The following is a 19,662-nucleotide window of genomic DNA, read 5'->3' as shown; positions in this document are numbered from 1 at the left end:
TCGGCGGCGATCAGCTAGCGCGGGCGGGGGCACCCGACCAGCGCAGCAGTGCCGACGCCGATGTCATGCCGGCGCCGAAGCCGACGAGCAGCACGTTGTCGCCCTCGTTGATCCGGCCGCTGCGCACGGCGTCGTCGAGCGCGAGGGGAATCGAGGCCGACGAAGTGTTGCCGGTGCGCTCGATCACCATCGCGGCCTTCTCGTAGGGGATGCGCAGCCGCTTGCAGGCAGTCTCGACGATGCGGACGTTGGCCTGATGGGGCACCACCACGTCGATGTCGTCGGCCGTCAGTCCCGCCTGCTTCATCGATTGGCGCGCCGACTCCTCCATCACCAGCACGGCTTTCTTGAACACCGCTTGGCCGGCCATCTGGATGTAGCCGTCGTGCTCGCAGTACAGCTGCTCCTCCATGGAACCGTCGCTTGAGACGTGCCAGCCGAGCAGGTCTGAGCCCTGCTCGCTGCGCTCGAGTACGGCGGCGCCCGAGCCGTCGGCGAACAGGATGCAGGTGGCCCGATCGGTCCAGTCGGTGATCCGGGAGAGCACTTCGGCACCGATGACCAGCACCCGCTCGTGACCCATCGCGATCATGCCGTGGCCGGCCACCAGCGAGTAGACGAATCCGGAGCAGGCGGCGTTGACGTCCATGGCGCCGCAGTCGAGGCCGAGTGCCTCTTGCACCCGCGACGACGAGGCCGGAACGCAACGATCCGGCGTGGTGGTGGCCAGAATGAGCATGTCGATACTCGACGGATCGACGCCGGCGACCTCCATGGCAGCGGTTCCGGCACGTGCGGCCAGGCCGGCGGTGGTGCCGCCGATGTTCCGCTGCTTGATGCCGGTGCGCTCGATGATCCACTCATCGGAGGTGTCGACCATCTCGGCAAGATCTTCGTTGGTGAGGACGCGCTCGCCGAGCGCGGTCCCGATGCCGACAATGCGCGCGCTGGATGCGTTTCCCACGCTGAGCGTCATCTGTGGCCTCCCCTTCAGGTGCCGGCCGCTTAGCTGCCGGCTGGCGTCCGCAGCCACGCAACGGGCTGCCGTGCGGTGACCCGTTCGCCTTCTACGGCCATGATCCCCATGACAGTACCCGCGAACGCAGAGCGCACTTCTTCCCCGGCCACATGGCCGATGACATCGCCCACCTTGACTTGCTGGCCGTCGCCGACATCGGCGCTGAGCGTGAAGATGCCGGCGCACGGGCTCACGATGAGGCGTTCGGTGACGTACAGGTTCTCGCCGCCCAGCACGGTCGGCGCTGAGGGCGCATCGGTGGCGAGCGTTTCCATCAGCGTGTCGATCTCGGCGGGCGTTCCGACCGACATCGATGTCGCACCTCGATGCGTCCGCTTGGTCATGCCGGTCAGCACCTTGCCCGGGCCGAGTTCCACGAAGGTGGTGACGCCGGCGTCGGCCAGCGCATGGAGGCTCGCGCGCCACAGCACCGGGCTGGTGAGCTGCTGTGCCAGCAGCGTGCGCCACTCGTCAGCGTCAGCACGTGGCTGGGCATCGACATTGGCAACCACCGGAACGCTCGGGGCCCGGATCTCGACCTCGGCCAGCGCCTTGCGCAGCCGATCCCTGGCAGGCTGCATGAACGGCGTGTGGAATGCGCCGCCCACGGGCAAGCCCATGAGCCGTTTCGCGCCCGCCGCCTTCGCTTCGTCGCCGGCGACGGCGACGGCGTCCGGTGCGCCCGCAATGACGACTTGGCCCGGCGCGTTGTAGTTGGCGACCCAGACGTCGCCAGGCGTGGCGTCGCACGCCTCTGCCACGAGGTTGTCGTCGAGACCCAGCACGGCCGCCATGGTCCCTTCCTGCTCGTCGGCAGCAACCTGCATGGCCTCGCCTCGCTCGGCAACCAGCCGCACCGCGTCGTCGTACGCCAGGGCCCCGGTTGCGGTCAAAGCGCTGTATTCGCCTAGCGAGTGCCCGGCGGCACACGAGAACGTCGCGCCAGTGCGCTCGACCGCATCGAGCACCACCATCGACAGCACGAACGTCGACAGCTGCGAATTGCGCGTATGGCGCAGCTCGTCGGCGTCGGCTTCCAGCAGCAGCGCAGCGACATCGCGCCCGCAGGCGTCGGACGCCTCGGTGACCAGCTCCCACGACTCGTGCGCCGTCCACGGCTCGCCCATGCCTTGCTGCTGCGAGCCCTGGCCCGGGAATGTGAATGCGAGCACTCGGCCTCCTACGCAGCGCCTGGGCGGAAGACCGGGTCGGTGCCCGAGCCGCGGCGCAGTGAACGCACAATCGGATTGGGGGAAAGGGTAGGTGGCTTCCCGGGCCGAGAGCGACCTTTCTGGCCCTTCGCTCCGCTCTCGTTCGCTCCGCTCACTGGACGCTCGGGCCCGGGGGTACGCTGAGCCGCCCCAAGGCCCGGGTGGTGAAACGGCAGACACGGGGGACTCAAAATCCTCTGCCCTCACGGGCGTGCGGGTTCAACTCCCGCCCCGGGCACTCGACGCCTGCATGAATCTCTGAGAGGCGCGACAACCCGACCGGTAGGCTGACCGACCCTGTCCCGCGAGGGGAGCGTGCGTGTCGAAGCGAGTCGTGATCGCAGAGGACGAGGCCATCATCCGCCTCGATCTGCGCGAGATGCTCGAGGACGAGGGCTACGTCGTGGTGGCGGAAACTGGCCGCGGCGACGAAGCCGTGGAGCTCGCACGCCAGCACCAACCCGAGGTGTGCATCTTCGACATCCAGATGCCCGGCCGCGACGGCCTCGATGCGGCACGAGAGGTCGCCGGCGACCGCACATCCGCAGTGCTGATCCTCACAGCGTTCAGCAAGCGTCATCTCATCGCCGAAGCCCGCGACGCCGGCGTGCTCTCGTACCTGGTGAAACCGTTCCAACGGGAAGAACTGGTCTCGGCCATCGAGGTGGCATGGGGGCGTTTCACCGAGATGCGAGAACTCGAGGACACGGTGGAGAGCCTCGAGGAGAAGCTGGAGACGCGTAAGGCGGTGGAGCGCGCGAAGGGCCTGCTCATGGACGATTTTCAGCTTTCCGAGCGGGATGCCTTCGAGTTCATCCGGAGTACGGCGATGGCCAACCGCGCGAGAATGCGGGACATCGCCCAGCAGATCGTCGATGGACTGCTGACCCCCTGAGCCCGCCCTTCAACACCTGCGGTTGGCAGGCTTCCGCAACCGTCACCCGGCCCCGTTGGGAGAGTTCCCATGTCGAAGCTCCTCTTGCTCGACGGGAACTCGCTCACGTACCGGGCCTTCTTCGCCGTGCCCGAGGACATGGCCACCCGCTCAGGACAGCCCACCGGCGCCGTCTTCGGATTCACGTCCATGCTCATCAACCTGGTGCGCGACCACCGTCCCGACGCGATCGCGGTGTGCTTCGATCGTCGGGAGCCGACCTTCCGCCACACCGCAGCACCCGAATACAAGGCTCACCGCGACGAGACGCCGCCGACGCTCATCGATCAGCTCGGCCTCGTGCGCCAGGTGCTCGAATCGCTGAGCATCCCGGCGATCGACTGCGCCGGCTTCGAGGCCGACGACTTGCTGGCGACGCTGGCGTCGGAGGCGGAACAGCGCGGCGACGATGTCTTGATTGTCAGCGGTGACCGCGACGTATACCAACTCGTGCACGACCCCAAGATCCAAGTGCTCTACAACCGCCGGGGGGTCACCGACTACGCGCTCTACGACGAAGCGGGCATCGCCGAGCGCACCGGCGTCACGCCGGACCTGTACGTGCAATACGCAGCGCTCCGCGGCGACCCGTCCGACAACCTGCCGGGAGTGCCTGGCGTGGGGGAGAAGACGGCCGCCAAGCTCCTCAACAAATACGGCAGTGTCGAGGCGCTGCTGGCAGCCGCCGCCGAGCAGACCCCGAAGCTGGCCGAGAACCTTGCGGCCAACGGCGAGGTCGTACGGCGCAACGTCGACTTGATGACCCTGCGGACCGACGCGCCCACCGACGTCACGCCCGCCGATCTGCAGTGGAGCGGGTTCGACGCCGACCTCGTGACGCGCACGTTCGAGTTCCTGGAGTTCGGCACCCTGCACGCTCGTCTGCGCGACGCCTTGGCGGGCACCTCGCTGGACGGCCTGCTGGTGCCGAGCGCGAGTGCCCCCGAGACGGCCCAGCTCGCTGACGTGCAGCTGCTGCCGGTCGACGCTGAGGGGGGCGCCCGCGGCGCCGATGCTGCTGGGCTGCTGAGTGAACTGTCGCGCCGGGACGAACCGGTCGCGCTCGGGTTCACCATCGCGGCCGACGGCACCCTGGGTGTGCTGGCGGTCGCTGACGATCCCTCGCAGGGCATGGTGCTCGCGCTCAGTCCTGATGATCTCGATGTGCCCGAGATCGCTGCAGCATGCGCCCGTCTGCTGGGGGCTGACGGTCCGGGCGTCCATGTCCACCAGGCGAAGGAGCTCATGCGTGCACTCGCCCGCCTGCCCGGCGACGGTGCCGCCGGCGCTGCGCTCGGCGGGCTGGCCGTCGACACTTCGATCGCCGCCTATCTCATCCATCCGTCGGAAGGCCGCGACGAGCTGAGCGCGCTCCTCGCCCGGCATTGCGGTACGGAGCTCGCCGGAGGCAGCACCGAGGGCCAGCTGGGCTTCGACGACCTCGACGCCGATGGACCCACCGAGGGCATCGTGGCCGCTCGTGATGCCCTCGCGGTGGCGATGCTGGCGCCGATGCTCGATCAGCAGCTCGAGAGCCTGGGCATGTCCGACCTGTACAGGGATGTGGAGCGTCCGCTCATCAGCGTGCTGGCTCGCATGGAAACGGCAGGCATCGGTGTCGACCGCAGCGAGCTCGAATCGTTGCGCGACCACCTCACGGGCGAGGTGTCCGCGCTGGAATCCGAGGTGCGGCGGCTGGCCGGCCGCGACGATCTCAATGTCAACTCACCCAAGCAGCTTGCCGAAGTGCTCTTCGAGGATTTGGGGCTGACACCCCAGCGCAAGACCAAGACCGGCTACTCCACGAGCGCTGCGGCGCTGGAGTCGCTGCGGGGTGAGCATCCCATCGTGGACCGGCTGCTGGCGTTCCGGGAAGTGGAGAAGCTGCGTTCCACCTATGGCGTCAGCCTGCTCGAATGCGTCGAGCCCGACGGCCGCATCCACGCCACGTTCAACCAGACGGTGGCGCGCACCGGCAGGCTCAGCTCGGAGGACCCGAACCTGCACAACATCCCGGTGCGGACCGAGCAGGGCCGGCTGTTCCGGCGCGCATTCGTCCCGGCTGGCGGCTTCGAGCTGCTGATTGCCGACTACAACCAGATCGAGCTGCGGGTGATCGCCCACCTGTCCGGCGATCCGGGCCTCGTGGGTGCCTTCGAGGCGGGCCACGACATCCACAGCGCAACCGCCGCATCCCTGTTCGGCATCAGCCCTGCCGAGGTCGATCCGCAGCAGCGGTCGGTGGCGAAGATGGTGAGCTACGGCTTGGCCTACGGGATGGAGGCATATGGCCTCGGCCAGCGTCTCGGGGTGCCCACCGCCGAGGCGGCGGAGATCCTGGACGCCTACTTCGAAGCGTTTCCCAAGGTGCGCTCGTTCATGGACGGGGTGGTGGAGCAGAGCCGCGAGCGGGGCTACACCGAGACGGCATTCGGCCGGCGTCGCCCGCTCCCCGAGTTGACGTCGCGCAACTTCCGGGTGCGCCAAGCCGCCGAGCGGCAGGCCATGAATGCCCCCATCCAGGGGCTCGCGGCAGACATCTTCAAAGTGGCGCTCATCCGGCTGGACGAGGCGCTGCAGGCCCGGTCCGCAACCAGCCGGCTGGTGCTGCAGGTGCACGATGAGGTGATCCTGGAAGTTCCGCCTGATGAGGCCGCTGAGGTGACCGATCTGACGGTCGACGTGATGCGCAATGCCGCTGACTTGGCGGTGCCGCTGGAAGTCCATGTCGCTGCAGGCGCCACGTGGGCAGACGCCAAGGGCTGACCCGCCGAACAGGCCACGCCTGAGCGCCCCGGGTCCGACGGACGGCGACGCCGGTAGCCTTTCCGTGCGCTATGCGCGGCAAGCTCAGCCGCCTGCGCCCGTGTTCCCGACCCGAGCATTCCCCCGTGACCGACGCAATTGCCCCCGCTCCAGACCTCGAAGATCCAGCACTCGCCGAGTCCCCGCCACCCGATGGCTCCGCGGCGACACCGCCCGAGGCGCCGGACGGCGAGAGCGCAAGCGACGAGAGCGGCAACGGTGCTTCTACGGGCGACTTCGGCACCTTCACCGATGCGGGCGACTACGTGCCGCGGACGGTCACCATGGACGACCTCGGCGACACGTCGTTCGAGGACGCCATCGCGCAGACCATCGTCGAGTTCGATGACGGCGACATCGTGGCCGGCACCATTGTGCGGGTCGACCGCGACGAAGTGCTGCTGGACATCGGCTTCAAGTCCGAGGGCGTCATCCCATCCCGCGAGCTCTCGATCCGTCACGACATCGACCCATCGGAGGTCGTGGAGGTCGGCGATCAGATCGAGGCCCTGGTCCTGCAGAAGGAAGATCCCGACGGCCGCTTGGTGCTTTCCAAGAAGCGGGCGCAGTACGAGCGCGCCTGGGGCCGCATCGAGGAGATCCGCGAGTCCAATGGCGTCGTCAAGGGCCCCGTCATCGAGGTGGTGAAAGGCGGGCTGATCGTTGACATCGGCCTGCGGGGTTTCCTGCCGGCGTCGCTGGTGGAGCTCCGCCGCGTCCGCGATCTGGCTCCCTACGTGGGCCAAGAACTCGAAGCCAAGATCATCGAGCTCGACAAGAACCGCAACAACGTGGTGCTCAGCCGGCGAGCCTGGCTCGAAGAGAGCCTCAAGGAGGAGCGGGAAGGCTTTCTGCGGGATCTGCAGCGCGGCGAGCGGCGAACCGGCCGGGTCTCGTCGGTGGTCAGCTTCGGCGCATTCGTCGACCTCGGCGGCATGGACGGTCTCATTCACGTCTCGGAGCTGTCTTGGAAGCACGTCGATCACCCCGGCTCGGTGGTCAGCATCGGTGACGAGGTCACGGTGGAGGTGCTCGAAATCGACCGCGAGCGCGAGCGCATCTCGCTCTCGCTCAAGGCAACGCAGCAGGATCCGTGGGAAGCGTTCGCGAACTCCCACCGGGTCGAGGAGCTGGTTTACGGCCGGGTCACCAAACTCGTGCCGTTCGGTGCATTCGTGCAGGTCGGCGACGGCATCGAGGGCTTGGTGCACATCTCGGAGATGTCTGCCCACCACGTCGAGCTGCCCGAGCAGGTCGTAACACCCGGCGAGGAGCTGTGGGTGAAGATCATCGATCTCGACCTGCAGCGCCGGCGCATCAGCCTGTCGATCAAGCAGGCAGCCGAAGGCGGGGTGGTCGCGGAGGAATACCGCGAGGCGTTCGGCGATCACGCCTACGACGAGGAAGGCAACTTCATCGGCGAGTTCAGCTACGAGACGCCTGCCGAAGGCGAGGAGTCAGAAGCCGAACGTGCATGGCGCGAGTACTACGAGGAGCACGGCGAGGAGGCCTACCGCCAGGCCCTCGCGCACTACGAGAACCAAGGCGCCGACGGCGAGCCCGCTGCGGCCGTCCCAGAAGGCGACAGCTAGCCCATCAGCTCCCGCTGAGCTTGAACCTGCTGCCGTCGAGCCCTCACCAGTTGACTGCAGCGCGATGATCACCGTCGGGCTCACCGGTGGCATCGGCAGTGGCAAGAGCACGGTCGCCTCGGGCTTTGCCCGCCGCGGTGCTGCGCTGATCGATGCCGATGCCATCGTTCGCGAGCAGCAGGCACCCGGCAGTCCGGTCTTGGCGGAGATGGTGGAGCGCTTCGGGGGTCACATCGTGGCTTCCGACGGCACGCTCGACCGCGGCTCGGTTGCGGCCATCGTGTTCAACGATCCCGACGCACTCGCCGATCTGAACGCAATCACCCATCCTCCGGTCGGTCGGGAGATCCGCCGCCGGCTGGGCGAGCTCGATGGCACGGATCGTCTGGTGGTGCTCGACATCCCGCTGCTCGGCGAAGGGTTGGCCAAGGGTCGGCAGCCGCGCTACCCGACCAGCGGGATCCTGGTGGTGGACACGCCGACCGACATAGCGGTGGAGCGGCTCGTGACCTCGCGGGGATTTTCCGCCGATGACGCACGTGCGCGCATCGCCGCTCAGCTGTCGCGCGACGAGCGACTGGCCATTGCCGACTGGGTCATTGACAATTCCGGCGGCCTCGACGAACTCGAAGCCGCAATCGAAGCAGCCTTCAACTGGGCCAGCGCACTCCCGCACCTGCCGGCCGAGAGGCTGAGCAGTCAGTAGGCGCAGTCAGTAGGCGATCGGGGTTCCGCAGTGGGGACAGCTCGGCTCGGGTCCGCGCATGTCGAATTGGGATGGCTTGACCAGCAGGAAGCAGCCCTCGCAGAGGATCTCGTCTTCCTGCTTGGACGCTGAACGGGAACCTGTGACGATGCCGATCTCGTCGTCCTCGTCGTCCTCGTCCTCGTCTTCAGACGCCAGCCGCTCCTTGAGGATCTCGCCGAGATCCGCCTCGAGCTCCTCGTCGTCATCGTCGTCGTCTTCGTCGTCAGTGGGACGTACCCCGGCGGGCACTTCGCGGCTCGGCCCGCTGTCATCGTCTGACGACGCTGTCTCGCCATCGCCCAGACCGTCAGCATCCAAGTCGTCGACATCGTCGATGTCGTCGTCAAGGTCCGCCACGCCCAGCTCCTCGGCCTCAAGGTCGTCGGGGACCGGCTCGAGGTCGTCTCCGAGCAGGTCAGGGTCATCCATGGCGTCGTCGAGCGCGTCGTCGTCGGACTCAGATGCGTCTGGTTCGTCGCGGCTCATGGGCGGTCTCAGGTCGTGAGGGAGTCGGGTATCGGCAGGTCGGCGGTCAGCGCGGCAGGATAACCACACCGGCTGCTCGCAGGGAGCATCTCAGACTCTTAACCTCGCCTCATGGCATCGGTGTCGACGGCCCCGCCTCATGGCGAGCCCGGCGAGGACAGGTCGCGGCAAGCTCGTCCTTGGCTTCCGGCGCCGACTGCCGCCCATCCGTTCCGGGTCAGCGCAGGCTTCGAGCCGGCCGGCGATCAGCCGCGCGCCGTGGTCCAGCTCGCGGACGGCGTCATCCGCGGCGACCGGTTCCAGACGCTGCTGGGCATCACCGGCTCGGGCAAGAGCGCCACGATCGCGTGGACGATCGAGCGGGCGCAGCGTCCGACACTGGTGCTCGCTCCCAACAAGTCGTTGGCGGCACAGCTTGCGAACGAGTTCCGTGAGTTCTTCCCCGACAATCGTGTGGAGTACTTCGTCTCCTACTACGACTACTACCAGCCCGAGGCATACATGCCGGCCTCGGACACCTACATCGAGAAAGACTCCAGCATCAACGACGAGATCGATCGGCTGCGGCACTCGGCCACGGCGGCCCTGTTGACCCGCCGGGACGTGATCGTGGTGGCATCGGTCTCGGCCATCTACGGGTTGGGCGCACCGGAGGAATACCTGCGCCAGATGCTGTACCTGCGCGTGGGCGAGATGGTCGACCAGCGTGCTGTGCTGCGCCGGCTCGTCGACATGCAATACGAGCGCAACGACACGAACCTGGTCCGGGGCCGCTTCCGGGTTCGCGGCGACACGCTCGAAATCCACCCTGCCTACGAGGAGTTCCTGGTGCGGGTGGAGCTGTTCGGCGACGAGATAGATCGCATCAGCCGCATCGACCCGGTGACCGGCGAGCGTCTCGGCGAGCTCGAAGAGGTCACTGTCTTCCCGGCGTCGCACTACGTCACCGGCGAAGACAAGATGCGGACGGCGATCGCCAAGATCGAGGCCGAGCTTGCCGAGCGGCTGCAGCTCTTCGAGAAGGAGAACAAGCTGCTCGAGGCGCAGCGGTTGCGGATGCGCACCGAGTACGACCTCGAGATGCTGGCCGAGTTGGGCTATTGCAACGGCGTCGAGAACTACTCGATGCATCTCGACGGCCGGGTGTATGACGAGCCGCCGTACACCCTGCTGGACTTCTTCCCCGACGACTACCTGCTGGTCATCGACGAGAGCCATGTCGCCGTTCCTCAGCTGCACGGTCAGTTCGCCGGCGACCGGCGGCGCAAGGACACCCTGGTAGAGCACGGCTTCCGGCTGCCTTCCGCGCGCGACAACCGGCCCCTGCGCTTCGACGAGGTGATGGACCGGCTGAATCAAGTGGTGTTCCTGTCGGCCACCCCGGGGGAGTACGAGCTGCGGACGAGTGGCCAGGTGGTGGAGCAGATCGTCCGGCCGACCGGTCTGGTGGATCCCGAGATCGTGGTGCGCCCGACGAAGGGCCAGATCGACGACCTGATGGGCGAGATCGAGCGGGTCACCGAGCAGGGCCAGCGGGTGCTCGTGACGACGCTCACCAAGAAGATGGCCGAGGACCTCACCGACTACCTGCTCGAGCTCGGCGTGCGGGTGCGCTACCTGCACAGCGAGATCGACACCATTGAGCGGATCGAGATCCTCCGCGATCTGCGGCTCGGCCATTTCGACGTGCTGGTGGGCATCAACCTGCTGCGAGAAGGCCTGGACCTGCCCGAAGTGAGCCTCGTGGCGATCCTGGATGCCGACAAGGAGGGGTTCCTGCGCAGCGAGACGTCGCTCATCCAGACCATCGGGCGAGCGGCACGCAACGTCGACGGCCAGGTGGTGATGTACGCCGACGAGTTCACGCCGTCGATGCACCGCGCCGTGTCCGAGACCAACCGGCGGCGGGGCTTGCAGCAGGCGTACAACGCCGAGCATGGCATCGACCCGCAGACGATCCGCAAGGCCGTCACCGACATCCTCGAGGTGCTGCGAGGCCCGGCCGAGACGGCACCGGTGCCCGAGAAGCTGGTGTCGGGCCGCGTGAACGCCGAACGGATGAAGGCTGCCTACGGCGACCTGCCGGCCGATGACCTGACACGCCTCATCGCCTCGCTGGAGGAGGAGATGGCCGAAGCCGCCGCCGACCTGCGATTCGAGTACGCAGCCCGCCTGCGAGACGAGCTCAGGGAGCTCCGCCGAGACCTGCGCGACGCCAGCGCCTAGAGCATGACGACGGAGCGCAGCACCTCGCCGTGCTCCATCTTCTCGAACGCCTCCTCGACGCCTGCAATCCCGATCGTCTCGCTGACGAACTTGTCCAGCGGCAGGCGGTCCTGCAGGTGGAGGTCGATGAGCATGGGAAAGTCACGGCTTGGCAGGCAGTCGCCGTACCACGAGCTCTTGAGCGAGCCGCCGCGCCCGAACACCTCGATCATCGGCAGCTCGATCTTCATGGTCGGGTTCGGCACACCCACCAGCACCACGGTGCCCGCCAGGTCGCGGGCATAGAAGGCCTGCTCGTAGGTCTGGGGCAAGCCCACGGCCTCGATGGCCACATCCACGCCGTTGCCGTCGGTCAGCTCGCGGATCGCCTCGACGACCTCATCGTTGCTGAGGCCTGCCGAGTTGACGGTGTGGGTGGCGCCGAACTCGCGGGCCCAGTCGAGCTTGCGGTCGTCCAGGTCGATGCCGATGATCGTGTGCGCTCCGGCCAACCGGGAGCCGCAGATTGCGGCATCGCCCACGCCGCCGCATCCGAATACGGCCACGCTGTCGCCGCGGCCGACGCCGCCGGTGTTCATCGCGGCACCCAAGCCGGCCATGACCCCGCAGCCGATGAGACCAGCAACCTGGGGCGGGGCCGCAGGGTCCACCTTGGTGGCCTGTCCTGCGGCCACCAGGGTTTTCTCGGCGAACGCACCGATACCCAGCGCGGGCGACAGCTCGACGCCGTCAAGGGTCATCTTCTGCGACGCGTTGTGCGTGGCGAAGCAGTACCACGGGCGGCCACGCTGGCACGACCGGCAGAGGCCGCAGACGGCGCGCCAATTCAGTATCACGAAATCGCCGACGGCGACATTGGTGACGCCGTCGCCGACTTCTGACACGACGCCTGCGGCTTCGTGCCCGAGCAGGAACGGGAACTCATCGTTGATGGCGCCCTCGCGGTAGTGCAGGTCGGTGTGGCACACGCCGCATGCTTGGACGTCGACGATTACCTCACCGGGACCGGGGTCGGGGACCACGATCGTCTCGACCGTGACCGGCTCGCCGACCGCTGCGGCTACGACACCTTGTACTTCATGTGGCATGACCGCGACCCTACTTCTGCCGGTTGCGCCCTCAGAGCGTGGGCGGATTGGCGTACGAACTTGTGTTTGTGTCCGGGATGACCGGCGGGGTCGCCGGTAGGCTCCACCCGAATGGGTGAGCGGCTGATCGTCCGCGGGGCGCGCGAGCACAACCTGCGCAATGTCAATGTGGAGTTGCCCCGCGATCGCATGATCGTGTTCACCGGGCTGTCGGGCAGCGGCAAGTCGTCGCTGGCCTTCGACACCATCTACGCCGAGGGACAGCGGCGCTACGTCGAGTCGCTGTCGGCCTATGCACGCCAGTTCCTGGGCCAGATGGACAAGCCCGACGTGGATTTCCTCGAAGGCCTGTCGCCGGCCATCTCCATCGACCAGAAGAGCGCCAGCCGCAACCCTCGTTCCACCGTCGGAACGATCACCGAGGTGTACGACTATCTGCGGCTGCTCTACGCCCGCATCGGCATCCAGCACGACCCGCAGACGGGCGAGATCGTCGAGCGACAGACAGCGCAGCAGATCGTGGATCGGATCATGGAGCTCGCCGAAGGCTCCCGTTTCGAAGTGCTTGCCCCGGTGGTGCGCGGACGCAAGGGCGACTATCACACGCAGCTCGGCGACTTCGCCCGGCAGGGTTACGCCCGCGTGCGTGTCGACGGCTCGGTGCTGGAGCTCGGCAGCACCGATGAGATCGAGCGACTGGATCGCTACGTCAACCATGACATCGAGGTCATCGTCGACCGGCTGGTCATGCGTGGCGATATCTCCCAGCGCCTCGCCGAATCGGTCGAGGCAGCGCTGGGGCTGGCGGATGGCCACGTGTGGATTCGCCAGGTTCCGTCCGGCAACGGCGAGGCCGACGAATCGGAGATGCTGACATTCAGCCAGCACCTGTTCTCGCCAAGCAGCGGCCGTTCGTTCGAGGAGCTGGCGCCACGCAACTTCTCGTTCAACTCCCCGTACGGCGCCTGCCAGACCTGCGATGGCCTGGGCACCCGGTACGAGGTGGATCCCGAGCTGGTGGTGCCGAACACGGAGCTGTCGGTGGCGGCTGGTGCGCTCGCCCCGTGGGCGGGAGCAACCGGCAAGTGGTTCACCCGGCTGCTCGAAGCGGTCGGCGAGCAGCAAGGCATCCCGCTCGATGTGCCGTGGGCCGAGCTGGAAGCGGGCCAGCGCACGCTGCTGCTCGAGGGAGCGCCGGCCGGCGAGCAGATCACCGTGCGCTATCGCAATCGCTATGGCCGCTCGCGCAGCTACACCACTCGCTACGAGGGCGTCATCCCGTTCCTGCGGCGTCGCCATGCCGACACCGAGAGCGACTGGTCGCGCAACCGCATCGAGGGCTACATGCGCGAGGTGCCGTGCGGTACCTGCCACGGCGCGCGGCTCAACGAGGTGTCGCTGGCCGTACGCGTCGCCGGCCGGAACATCTTCGAGCTCTGCTCGGCGTCCATCGGCGAGGCAGCGAAGATCGTCGACGGCCTGGACCTCACGGAGCGGCAGCGCATCATCGCCGCACCGATCATCAAGGAGATCGATGCTCGGCTGAACTTCCTGCTCGACGTCGGCCTCGACTACCTGACGCTGAACCGCTCGGCGGCCACGCTGGCCGGCGGCGAGGCGCAGCGCATCCGGTTGGCGAGCCAGATCGGCAGCGGACTGGAAGGCGTGCTGTACGTGCTCGACGAGCCGTCAATCGGGCTGCACCAGCGCGACAACCGCCGCTTGATCGACACGCTGCTGCATCTGCGCGATCTCGGCAACACCGTGCTGGTGGTGGAGCACGATCTGGAGACCATCTCGGTTGCGGACTGGGTGGTCGACATCGGGCCAGGCGCCGGTGAGCACGGCGGCGAGATCGTCTACAGCGGGCCGGTGGACGGTTTGGCGGGCGCACCGGGATCGGTGACGGGGGAGTACCTCGCCGGCGTGCGGGAGATCCCGATGCCGTCGCTGCGCCGGCCCCGAGGCGACGACCGCCTCACCGTTCGGGGCGCACGGGAGCACAACCTGCGAAAGATCGACGTCGAATTCCCCTTGGGCTGTTTCATCTGCGTGACCGGCGTGTCGGGCTCGGGCAAGAGCACGCTGGTCAACGAGATCCTCTACAAGGCGCTGATGCAGCGGATCTACTCGTCCAAGCAGGTGCCCGGCCTGCACACGGCAATCGAGGGCGCCGAAGCGCTCGACAAGGTCATCGACATCGATCAATCGCCGATCGGCCGCACGCCCCGGTCGAATCCGGCTACCTACACCGGCGTCTTCGACCACATCCGCAAGCTCTACGCGGCCACCAACGAGGCGAAGGTGCGGGGCTACCTGCCGGGGCGGTTCAGCTTCAACGTCAAGGGCGGGCGCTGCGAGGCCTGTTCGGGCGACGGGACCATCAAGATCGAAATGCACTTCCTGCCCGATGTGTACGTGCCCTGCGAAGTGTGCAAGGGCGCCCGGTACAACCGCGAGACGCTCGAGATCCGGTTCAAGGGCATGACGATCGCGGACGTGCTCAACATGCCTTGCGAGGACGCCCTGGAGTTCTTCTCGGCCCAGCCGCCCATCCGCCGCCACATGCAGACGCTCGTCGACGTGGGCCTGGGCTATATCCGGCTGGGGCAGCCCGCCACCACGCTGTCCGGCGGCGAGGCGCAGCGGGTGAAGCTCGCCAGCGAGCTGTCGAAACGGTCCACCGGCCACACCATCTACATCCTCGACGAGCCCACCACCGGCTTGCACTTCGAGGACATCCGGCGCCTGCTGGGCGTGCTCGACCGGCTCGTGTCGGGCGGCAACACCGTGGTGGTCATCGAGCACAATCTCGACGTGATCAAGACCGCCGACTGGATCGTGGACATGGGTCCCGAGGGCGGCATCGGCGGCGGCACCGTGGTGGCCGCTGGCACACCAGAACAGGTCGCGGCGACGCCCGAGTCCCATACCGGCCGCTACCTGGCGCCGCTCGTCGGCTGAGCTTCCCCGTACCAATCCCCCCAATCCCACGAGCGAAAGAGGACGCAGATGAGACTGCCCGAGATCACACCCGAAGAGTTGACCGGCGGCGGGCGCGAGGTCTATGAGGCCTTGCGCAGCGGTCCGCGCAGCGCGGCGACCTCCGATCTGAACGTCAAGAGCATCGTGGGCCCCTATGGGGTGTGGGTACGGGCGCCTGCCATCGGGGGACCCACCCAGGCGCTGGGTGCCGCCGTCCGGTTCGCGGGCGGCCTGCCCGAGCCAGTCAAGGAAGCGGCCATCTGCACGGTCGGAGCGCACTACCGGTCGAAGTTCGAGTTCGCCGCCCACGAACGCCTGGCTCAGATGGCGGGCATCGAGCAGCGCCACCTCGATGCGCTCCGGGACGGCAGGCCTGCCGAGTTCACGGGGCAGGAGGCCATCGCTCACCGGGTCGCAACGGAGCTGCTCGAGTCGCACAGCATGAGCGACGAGACCTACGCCGCAGCGGTCGAGGAGTTCGGCACCGAGGGCGTGATCGAGCTGGTGACCACGGTGGGCTACTACTGCTTGATCTCGCTGACGCTGAATGCCTTCGAGATCCCGCTGCCACCCGATTGGGAGGATCCCTTCCCCGACGGAGACTGATCAGCTCGCCGGGGTCGCGGCGTCCTCAGTCTGGACTGGCTCGACCGGCTCGACGGAGGCAGCGCGCTCGAGCGGCAGCTCCACGGTGAACTCGGTGTACTCGCCCGGTTCGCTCTCCACCGAGATCTGCCCGCCGTGGCCTCGGACAATGTCGTTTGACATCGCCAAGCCCAGCCCCGTGCCCTCATTGGTGGGCTTGGTGGTGAAGAACGGCTCGAAGATTCGCTGGGCGACGTCCGGCGGGATGCCTGTGCCGTTGTCGCGAACCTTGATCACCGCGGACTCGTCGGTTCGCTGAGTGCTCAGCCAAATCGTCGGGAAATAGGGCGTGTCGTCGCCGTCGCCCACGGTGACCATCTTGCCTGGCTCGCCGCCGAGGTCCCGCCAGCGCTCGTTAGCGGCATAGCCGGCATTGGTGACCAGGTTGAGGAACACGCGACCCATGTCCTGCGGGATGACCTCCAGCTCGCCCACATCGGGGTCGAAGTCGCGCTCGATGGTCACGTTGAAATCGGCGTCCTGCGCCCGGGCGCTGTGGTAGGAGAGCATGGCGTGCTCGTCGAGCAGGGCGTTGATCTCCACGGGGCGCGACTCGCCGCCGCCCCGGCCCATCATGAGCATGCTCTCCACGATGCGGTTGGCCCGGTCACCGTGCCCGCGGATGCGAGTCAGGTTCTCCTTGAGGTCGCCGGTGATCTCGGCGATGTAGTCGGCCTGATCGTCGGCCGGTTCGGGATCGGCGATCGCTTCGAGCAGTTCTTCGAGCAGTTCGTCGGACGACTCGGCGAAGTTCTTGACGAAGTTCAGCGGGTTCCGGATCTCGTGGGCGACGCCGGCGGTCACCTCGCCGAGCGCCGCCAGCTTCTCGTTCGCCACGATCTGGTCCTGTGCACGGTCCAGGTCGGCGAGCGTCTGGGACAGCTGCTCGTTGCGCTCGCTGAGCTGACCGGCCAGCTCCTCGACCAGGTTGAGTCGTTGCACTTCGAGTGCGGCCTGGCGGAACTGCTCAAGCGCATCCGCCATCTCGGCCACCTCATCCCTTCCCCCGGTTTCGACCGGGGTTTCGAGGTCGCCGCCTGCGAGGGCTCGCATACGGTTCGACAGCTGGCCGACGCGCCGCAGGATCCGCTTGCCGACAAACAGCCAACTGATGAGCAGCGCACCCAGAACGCCGGCGACGCTGATGACGATCAGCAGCAGGCGACCGGTGTTCACGGCCTGCGCCGAGGCTGCCGTGGCGACGTCGACATCGGTCTCCACGGCACCCACGAGCGACTCGATCTCGCCCACCAGCGCCACACCCAGGGCTTGGTTCTCGGCGAGCTGTCGGCGCTGGGATTCCTCGATCTGCAGGCGTCGCTGGGTGACATCGAACACGCTGCCGTCGTTGAGCCCGAGCGCTATGAGTCGGTCGACTGCAGGTCGGAATTCGGGGCCGGCTGCCACGTCGAGCGTGGCCACGCTGATCTCGATGCGGTCTCTCGCAGATTCGAAGCTCTCCCGCAGCGGCTCGATCAGCGCCGACTGCGATGCGCTGAATGCGCTGGCCAGCAGCTCGGCCGACCGCGCGACGTCGCCGCCGAGGGCGGACCAGTGGCGGTACAAGCGCACTTCTTCGTCGGAGCGGTGGACGGCATCCGCTACGGGCGGGGCATGGAGATCTCGCTGCCCGGCGACTAGGTAGAAGAGCTGATCGTCGAGCGCCGGCACGATCTGGCGCTCGAGTTCGCGCACAGCGGCATCCACTTCGGCTCTGAGCTCGTCGGCCTCCGTCCCGAGTTCGAAGTACTCGGGCATTTCAGCCTCGATGGCGGAGATGTTCGAGTTGAGCTGAGCGGCGTAACCGCGCATCTCGCCGAGCCACATGGAGCCGGTGCCGCGGTTCCACAACAACTCCAACTGTGTCTCGAACTCGGATCGTGCCGCTGCGATGCCTGTTACGACGCTCTCGAAGTCGTCGGGCGTGGAGGACACGAGTGCCGGACCGCCGGCCACCAGGCGGTTGCTCGACTCGGCCACGCCGAACGCAGCACTCAGCTCCGGAATGGCGCCTTCGTTGACCTCCTTCTCCGCCTCGCCGACACGAGTGAATGAGATCCAGGCGACGAGGCTGGCAGCCAGCGTCAGGAACAATGGGGCGGCAATGCCCGCGTACATCTGGGTCGAGATCCGTTGAAGTACCGCCGGCTTGCGGTGCTCGCGCACTCCGTTGGAATCGCTCGGCGGCGCTTCTTCAGTGGCGGCAGTGTCGGTCATCGCTCTGTGCTTGTCAGCGTCTCGATGGATCGGTAGGCACCGTCGGCTCCGATCTGGGTGACGAAGACGGCGTCGGATCCCTGATTGTCCTCGGTAATGCTCTCACCGTCACCGAAGTTCATGGTGAAGCCGTCGATGTCCAGTTCGTCAGCCCCCAAGATGGAGTTCAGGAAACAGTCACGCGACACCGCGCTGCCGCACTGTTCCAGACCCGCAATCGCCAGCCGTCCGGCGATGTAGCCCTCCAGCGACACAAAGCCGGGAACCGCGTCGGGGTCTATCTCGCGCAGGGCGGCCTGGTAGGCGGCGACGACCGGCGTGGAGTCGTCGAAGGGGAACGGCACGACCTGGGTGACGAGCACCCCCTCGCCTTCGGCACCGAGCTGGTCGGCGAGCGCGTTCGCTCCGACGAAAGACAGCGTGATGAACACAGGATCGAAGCCCGTATTGCGCGCCCAGGAAATGAGCGTGCCCACGGGCTCGTACGCACCGACCATGATGACGGCCTCAGGGTTGCCCGCTCTCAAGTCCAGCAGTGCCGACTTGATAGCCGTGGTGTTCCGGGGGTAGAAGCCGATCGCGACCGGTTCCATGTTGCGTCGCTCCAGGGCGGCCAGTGCGCCGAAGTAGCCCGCTCGCCCGAACGAGTCGTCTTGGAAGAGCACACCGATGCGGTCGATGCCGAGGTCGGTAGTGAGCCGCTCCACCATCTCCTCGGTCTCTTGGGCGTAGGAGGCGCGCAGGTTGACGATGTTGGTCCAGTCGTCGTTGCGCAGGAATCCGGCCCCGGTGAACGGCGCGACATACGGCACGTCGGCGGCGGCGGCAACCGGTGTCGCGGATCGGGATGTGGGCGTGCCGACGGCACCGATGAGGGCGAACACCTCGCGCTCTTCGATGAGAGCACGAGTATTGGCGATGGCTGCCTCGGGCTCGTACTTGTCGTCGAGCGATTCGAGAACGAGCTGTCGCCCGTTCACGCCGCCGGCGCGGTTGGCTTCTTCGAAGGCCGCCTGGATCCCGAGCTGCATGCCCAAACCGAGTTCGGCTGCGGCACCGCCGAGGGCGGCGGATTGCCCGAATACGACCCGATCGGCGTACACACCAGTCTCGTCGCTGAGATTGTCGGGAACGGTCGGGCGGACCGGAGCTGCGATCGTGTTCGAGGGACCCGAGCCCTCTGATCCGCCGCCTGAGTCGCTGCAAGCGCCGAGCAGGGCAGCGGCGGCAATGGCAAGGGCCGCCGCCGAGGCGACGGCGCGCATTCTCGCCGTGCCGTCAGGCACCAGCCCGGGCGACCAGCGTCAGGTGGTTCTTGCCGTCGGCGTGCCTGTACGCAAGGTCTTCGGCCATCGTGCGCACGAGGTGCAGCCCCAATCCGCCGATCGATCGCTCCTGGAGCGGCAGATTGGTATCGGGAGACGGCTCGTCATTCAGGGGATCGAATGCCGCGCCGTCGTCGACGAGGGTGATGGTGACCGAATTCTCGCCGCTCTCCAGCGTGATCTCGATGTCGCTGAGCCCGCTGGTACGCCCGTGCGTCAGCGTGTTCAAGATGAGTTCCTCGAGGATGAGATTGGACCTCAGCACCAAGTCGGGTGCCCAGTCGTCGAGCTCGGCCATCTCCTCGACGAATGCCACGATGCGCGGGAGCGCTTCGGCTGCAGCAGCGCCGGGCACTGGTGTGATGTTCAGCGAACGTCGCAT

The 19,662-nt window shown here is 67.2% G+C and carries 13 protein-coding genes, 1 tRNA gene and 1 pseudogene; 8 read left to right on the top strand and 7 right to left on the bottom strand.

Annotated elements, in window-relative coordinates:
• Positions 1 to 10: 10 nt before the first annotated feature.
• Together ACOQPE_RS15020 and fabD are read right to left on the bottom strand one after the other, a co-directional pair.
• The gene (locus ACOQPE_RS15020) at positions 11 to 1,033 is read right to left on the bottom strand and encodes a beta-ketoacyl-ACP synthase III (protein ID WP_420609688.1); all 1,023 of its coding nucleotides are present in this window, start codon (positions 1,031 to 1,033) and stop codon (positions 11 to 13) included.
• The gene (fabD, locus tag ACOQPE_RS15015) at positions 1,006 to 2,190 is read right to left on the bottom strand and encodes an ACP S-malonyltransferase (protein WP_420609687.1); all 1,185 of its coding nucleotides are present in this window, start codon (positions 2,188 to 2,190) and stop codon (positions 1,006 to 1,008) included. Before fabD ends, ACOQPE_RS15020 begins: the two co-directional genes overlap by 28 nt.
• Before the next feature lie 194 nt (positions 2,191 to 2,384).
• Here fabD and ACOQPE_RS15010 point away from each other — a divergent pair.
• The 5 genes and pseudogenes from ACOQPE_RS15010 to coaE all read left to right on the top strand — a co-directional run bounded on the left by ACOQPE_RS15010 (position 2,385) and on the right by coaE (position 8,266).
• Positions 2,385 to 2,467 (top strand) — tRNA-Leu (locus ACOQPE_RS15010).
• Between the two features lie 81 nt (positions 2,468 to 2,548).
• Positions 2,549 to 3,124, top strand: coding sequence for an ANTAR domain-containing response regulator (locus ACOQPE_RS15005; protein ID WP_323673653.1), 576 nt, complete (start codon positions 2,549 to 2,551; stop codon positions 3,122 to 3,124).
• 69 nt (positions 3,125 to 3,193) lie between these two features.
• Positions 3,194 to 5,929, top strand: coding sequence for a DNA polymerase I (gene polA, locus ACOQPE_RS15000; protein WP_420609686.1), 2,736 nt, complete (start codon positions 3,194 to 3,196; stop codon positions 5,927 to 5,929).
• A gap of 323 nt (positions 5,930 to 6,252) precedes the next feature.
• A pseudogene (gene rpsA / locus ACOQPE_RS14995) lies at positions 6,253 to 7,591 on the top strand (30S ribosomal protein S1); the annotation flags it as partial.
• 33 nt (positions 7,592 to 7,624) lie between these two features.
• Positions 7,625 to 8,266, top strand: coding sequence for a dephospho-CoA kinase (gene coaE, locus ACOQPE_RS14990; protein WP_420611405.1), 642 nt, complete (start codon positions 7,625 to 7,627; stop codon positions 8,264 to 8,266).
• A 6-nt stretch (positions 8,267 to 8,272) separates the two neighbouring features.
• On the opposite strand, the gene ACOQPE_RS14985 is transcribed toward coaE, so the two are convergent.
• Positions 8,273 to 8,794, bottom strand: coding sequence for a hypothetical protein (locus ACOQPE_RS14985; RefSeq protein WP_420609685.1), 522 nt, complete (start codon positions 8,792 to 8,794; stop codon positions 8,273 to 8,275).
• A 111-nt stretch (positions 8,795 to 8,905) separates the two neighbouring features.
• Here ACOQPE_RS14985 and uvrB point away from each other — a divergent pair, with 111 nt between their 5' ends.
• Positions 8,906 to 11,020, top strand: coding sequence for an excinuclease ABC subunit UvrB (uvrB, locus tag ACOQPE_RS14980; RefSeq protein WP_420609684.1), 2,115 nt, complete (start codon positions 8,906 to 8,908; stop codon positions 11,018 to 11,020).
• On the opposite strand, the gene ACOQPE_RS14975 is transcribed toward uvrB, so the two are convergent.
• Positions 11,017 to 12,108 carry an S-(hydroxymethyl)mycothiol dehydrogenase gene (locus ACOQPE_RS14975; RefSeq protein ID WP_420609683.1) on the bottom strand — a complete coding sequence of 364 codons (1,092 nt, stop codon included), beginning with the start codon at positions 12,106 to 12,108 and terminating at the stop codon, positions 11,017 to 11,019. The genes uvrB and ACOQPE_RS14975 overlap by 4 nt on opposite strands.
• 111 nt (positions 12,109 to 12,219) lie before the next feature.
• Between ACOQPE_RS14975 and uvrA the strand changes: the two genes are divergently transcribed.
• On the top strand, positions 12,220 to 15,072 hold the full coding sequence (gene uvrA, locus ACOQPE_RS14970) for an excinuclease ABC subunit UvrA (protein WP_420609682.1): 2,853 nt from the start codon (positions 12,220 to 12,222) through the stop codon (positions 15,070 to 15,072).
• A 48-nt stretch (positions 15,073 to 15,120) separates the two neighbouring features.
• Complete coding sequence (locus ACOQPE_RS14965) at positions 15,121 to 15,699, top strand: carboxymuconolactone decarboxylase family protein (RefSeq protein WP_420609681.1); 579 nt, start codon at positions 15,121 to 15,123, stop codon at positions 15,697 to 15,699.
• Here the strand turns inward: ACOQPE_RS14965 and ACOQPE_RS14960 are convergent, their stop codons facing one another.
• The 3 genes from ACOQPE_RS14960 to ACOQPE_RS14950 are packed head-to-tail and all read right to left on the bottom strand — an operon-like array spanning position 15,700 to position 19,662.
• On the bottom strand, positions 15,700 to 17,955 hold the full coding sequence (locus ACOQPE_RS14960) for a sensor histidine kinase (protein ID WP_420609680.1): 2,256 nt from the start codon (positions 17,953 to 17,955) through the stop codon (positions 15,700 to 15,702).
• On the bottom strand, positions 17,952 to 19,241 hold the full coding sequence (locus ACOQPE_RS14955; protein WP_420609679.1) for an ABC transporter substrate-binding protein: 1,290 nt from the start codon (positions 19,239 to 19,241) through the stop codon (positions 17,952 to 17,954). The genes ACOQPE_RS14960 and ACOQPE_RS14955 overlap by 4 nt, the downstream gene beginning before the upstream one ends.
• Positions 19,234 to 19,662, bottom strand: coding sequence for an ATP-binding protein (locus ACOQPE_RS14950; RefSeq protein ID WP_420609678.1), 429 nt, complete (start codon positions 19,660 to 19,662; stop codon positions 19,234 to 19,236). The genes ACOQPE_RS14955 and ACOQPE_RS14950 overlap by 8 nt, the downstream gene beginning before the upstream one ends.

Source organism: Candidatus Poriferisodalis sp., from assembly GCF_965219595.1.
Classification (GTDB): Bacteria; Actinomycetota; Acidimicrobiia; order Acidimicrobiales; family Poriferisodalaceae; genus Poriferisodalis.
Note: the sequence above shows the minus strand (reverse complement) of the source record. Positions and strands in the feature narration are given on the sequence as shown.

Bases quoted from the DNA above. Each gene is read 5' to 3' on its own strand.
- polA (WP_420609686.1), top strand. From the start codon at position 3,194: ATGTCGAAGCTCCTCTTGCTCGACGGGAACTCGCTCACGTACCGGGCC.
- coaE (WP_420611405.1), top strand. From the start codon at position 7,625: ATGATCACCGTCGGGCTCACCGGTGGCATCGGCAGTGGCAAGAGCACG.
- ACOQPE_RS14985 (WP_420609685.1), bottom strand. From the start codon at position 8,794: ATGAGCCGCGACGAACCAGACGCATCTGAGTCCGACGACGACGCGCTC.
- uvrB (WP_420609684.1), top strand. From the start codon at position 8,906: ATGGCATCGGTGTCGACGGCCCCGCCTCATGGCGAGCCCGGCGAGGAC.
- ACOQPE_RS14975 (WP_420609683.1), bottom strand. From the start codon at position 12,108: ATGCCACATGAAGTACAAGGTGTCGTAGCCGCAGCGGTCGGCGAGCCG.
- uvrA (WP_420609682.1), top strand. From the start codon at position 12,220: ATGGGTGAGCGGCTGATCGTCCGCGGGGCGCGCGAGCACAACCTGCGC.
- ACOQPE_RS14965 (WP_420609681.1), top strand. From the start codon at position 15,121: ATGAGACTGCCCGAGATCACACCCGAAGAGTTGACCGGCGGCGGGCGC.
- ACOQPE_RS14960 (WP_420609680.1), bottom strand. From the start codon at position 17,955: ATGACCGACACTGCCGCCACTGAAGAAGCGCCGCCGAGCGATTCCAAC.
- ACOQPE_RS14950 (WP_420609678.1), bottom strand. From the start codon at position 19,662: ATGCGACGTTCGCTGAACATCACACCAGTGCCCGGCGCTGCTGCAGCC.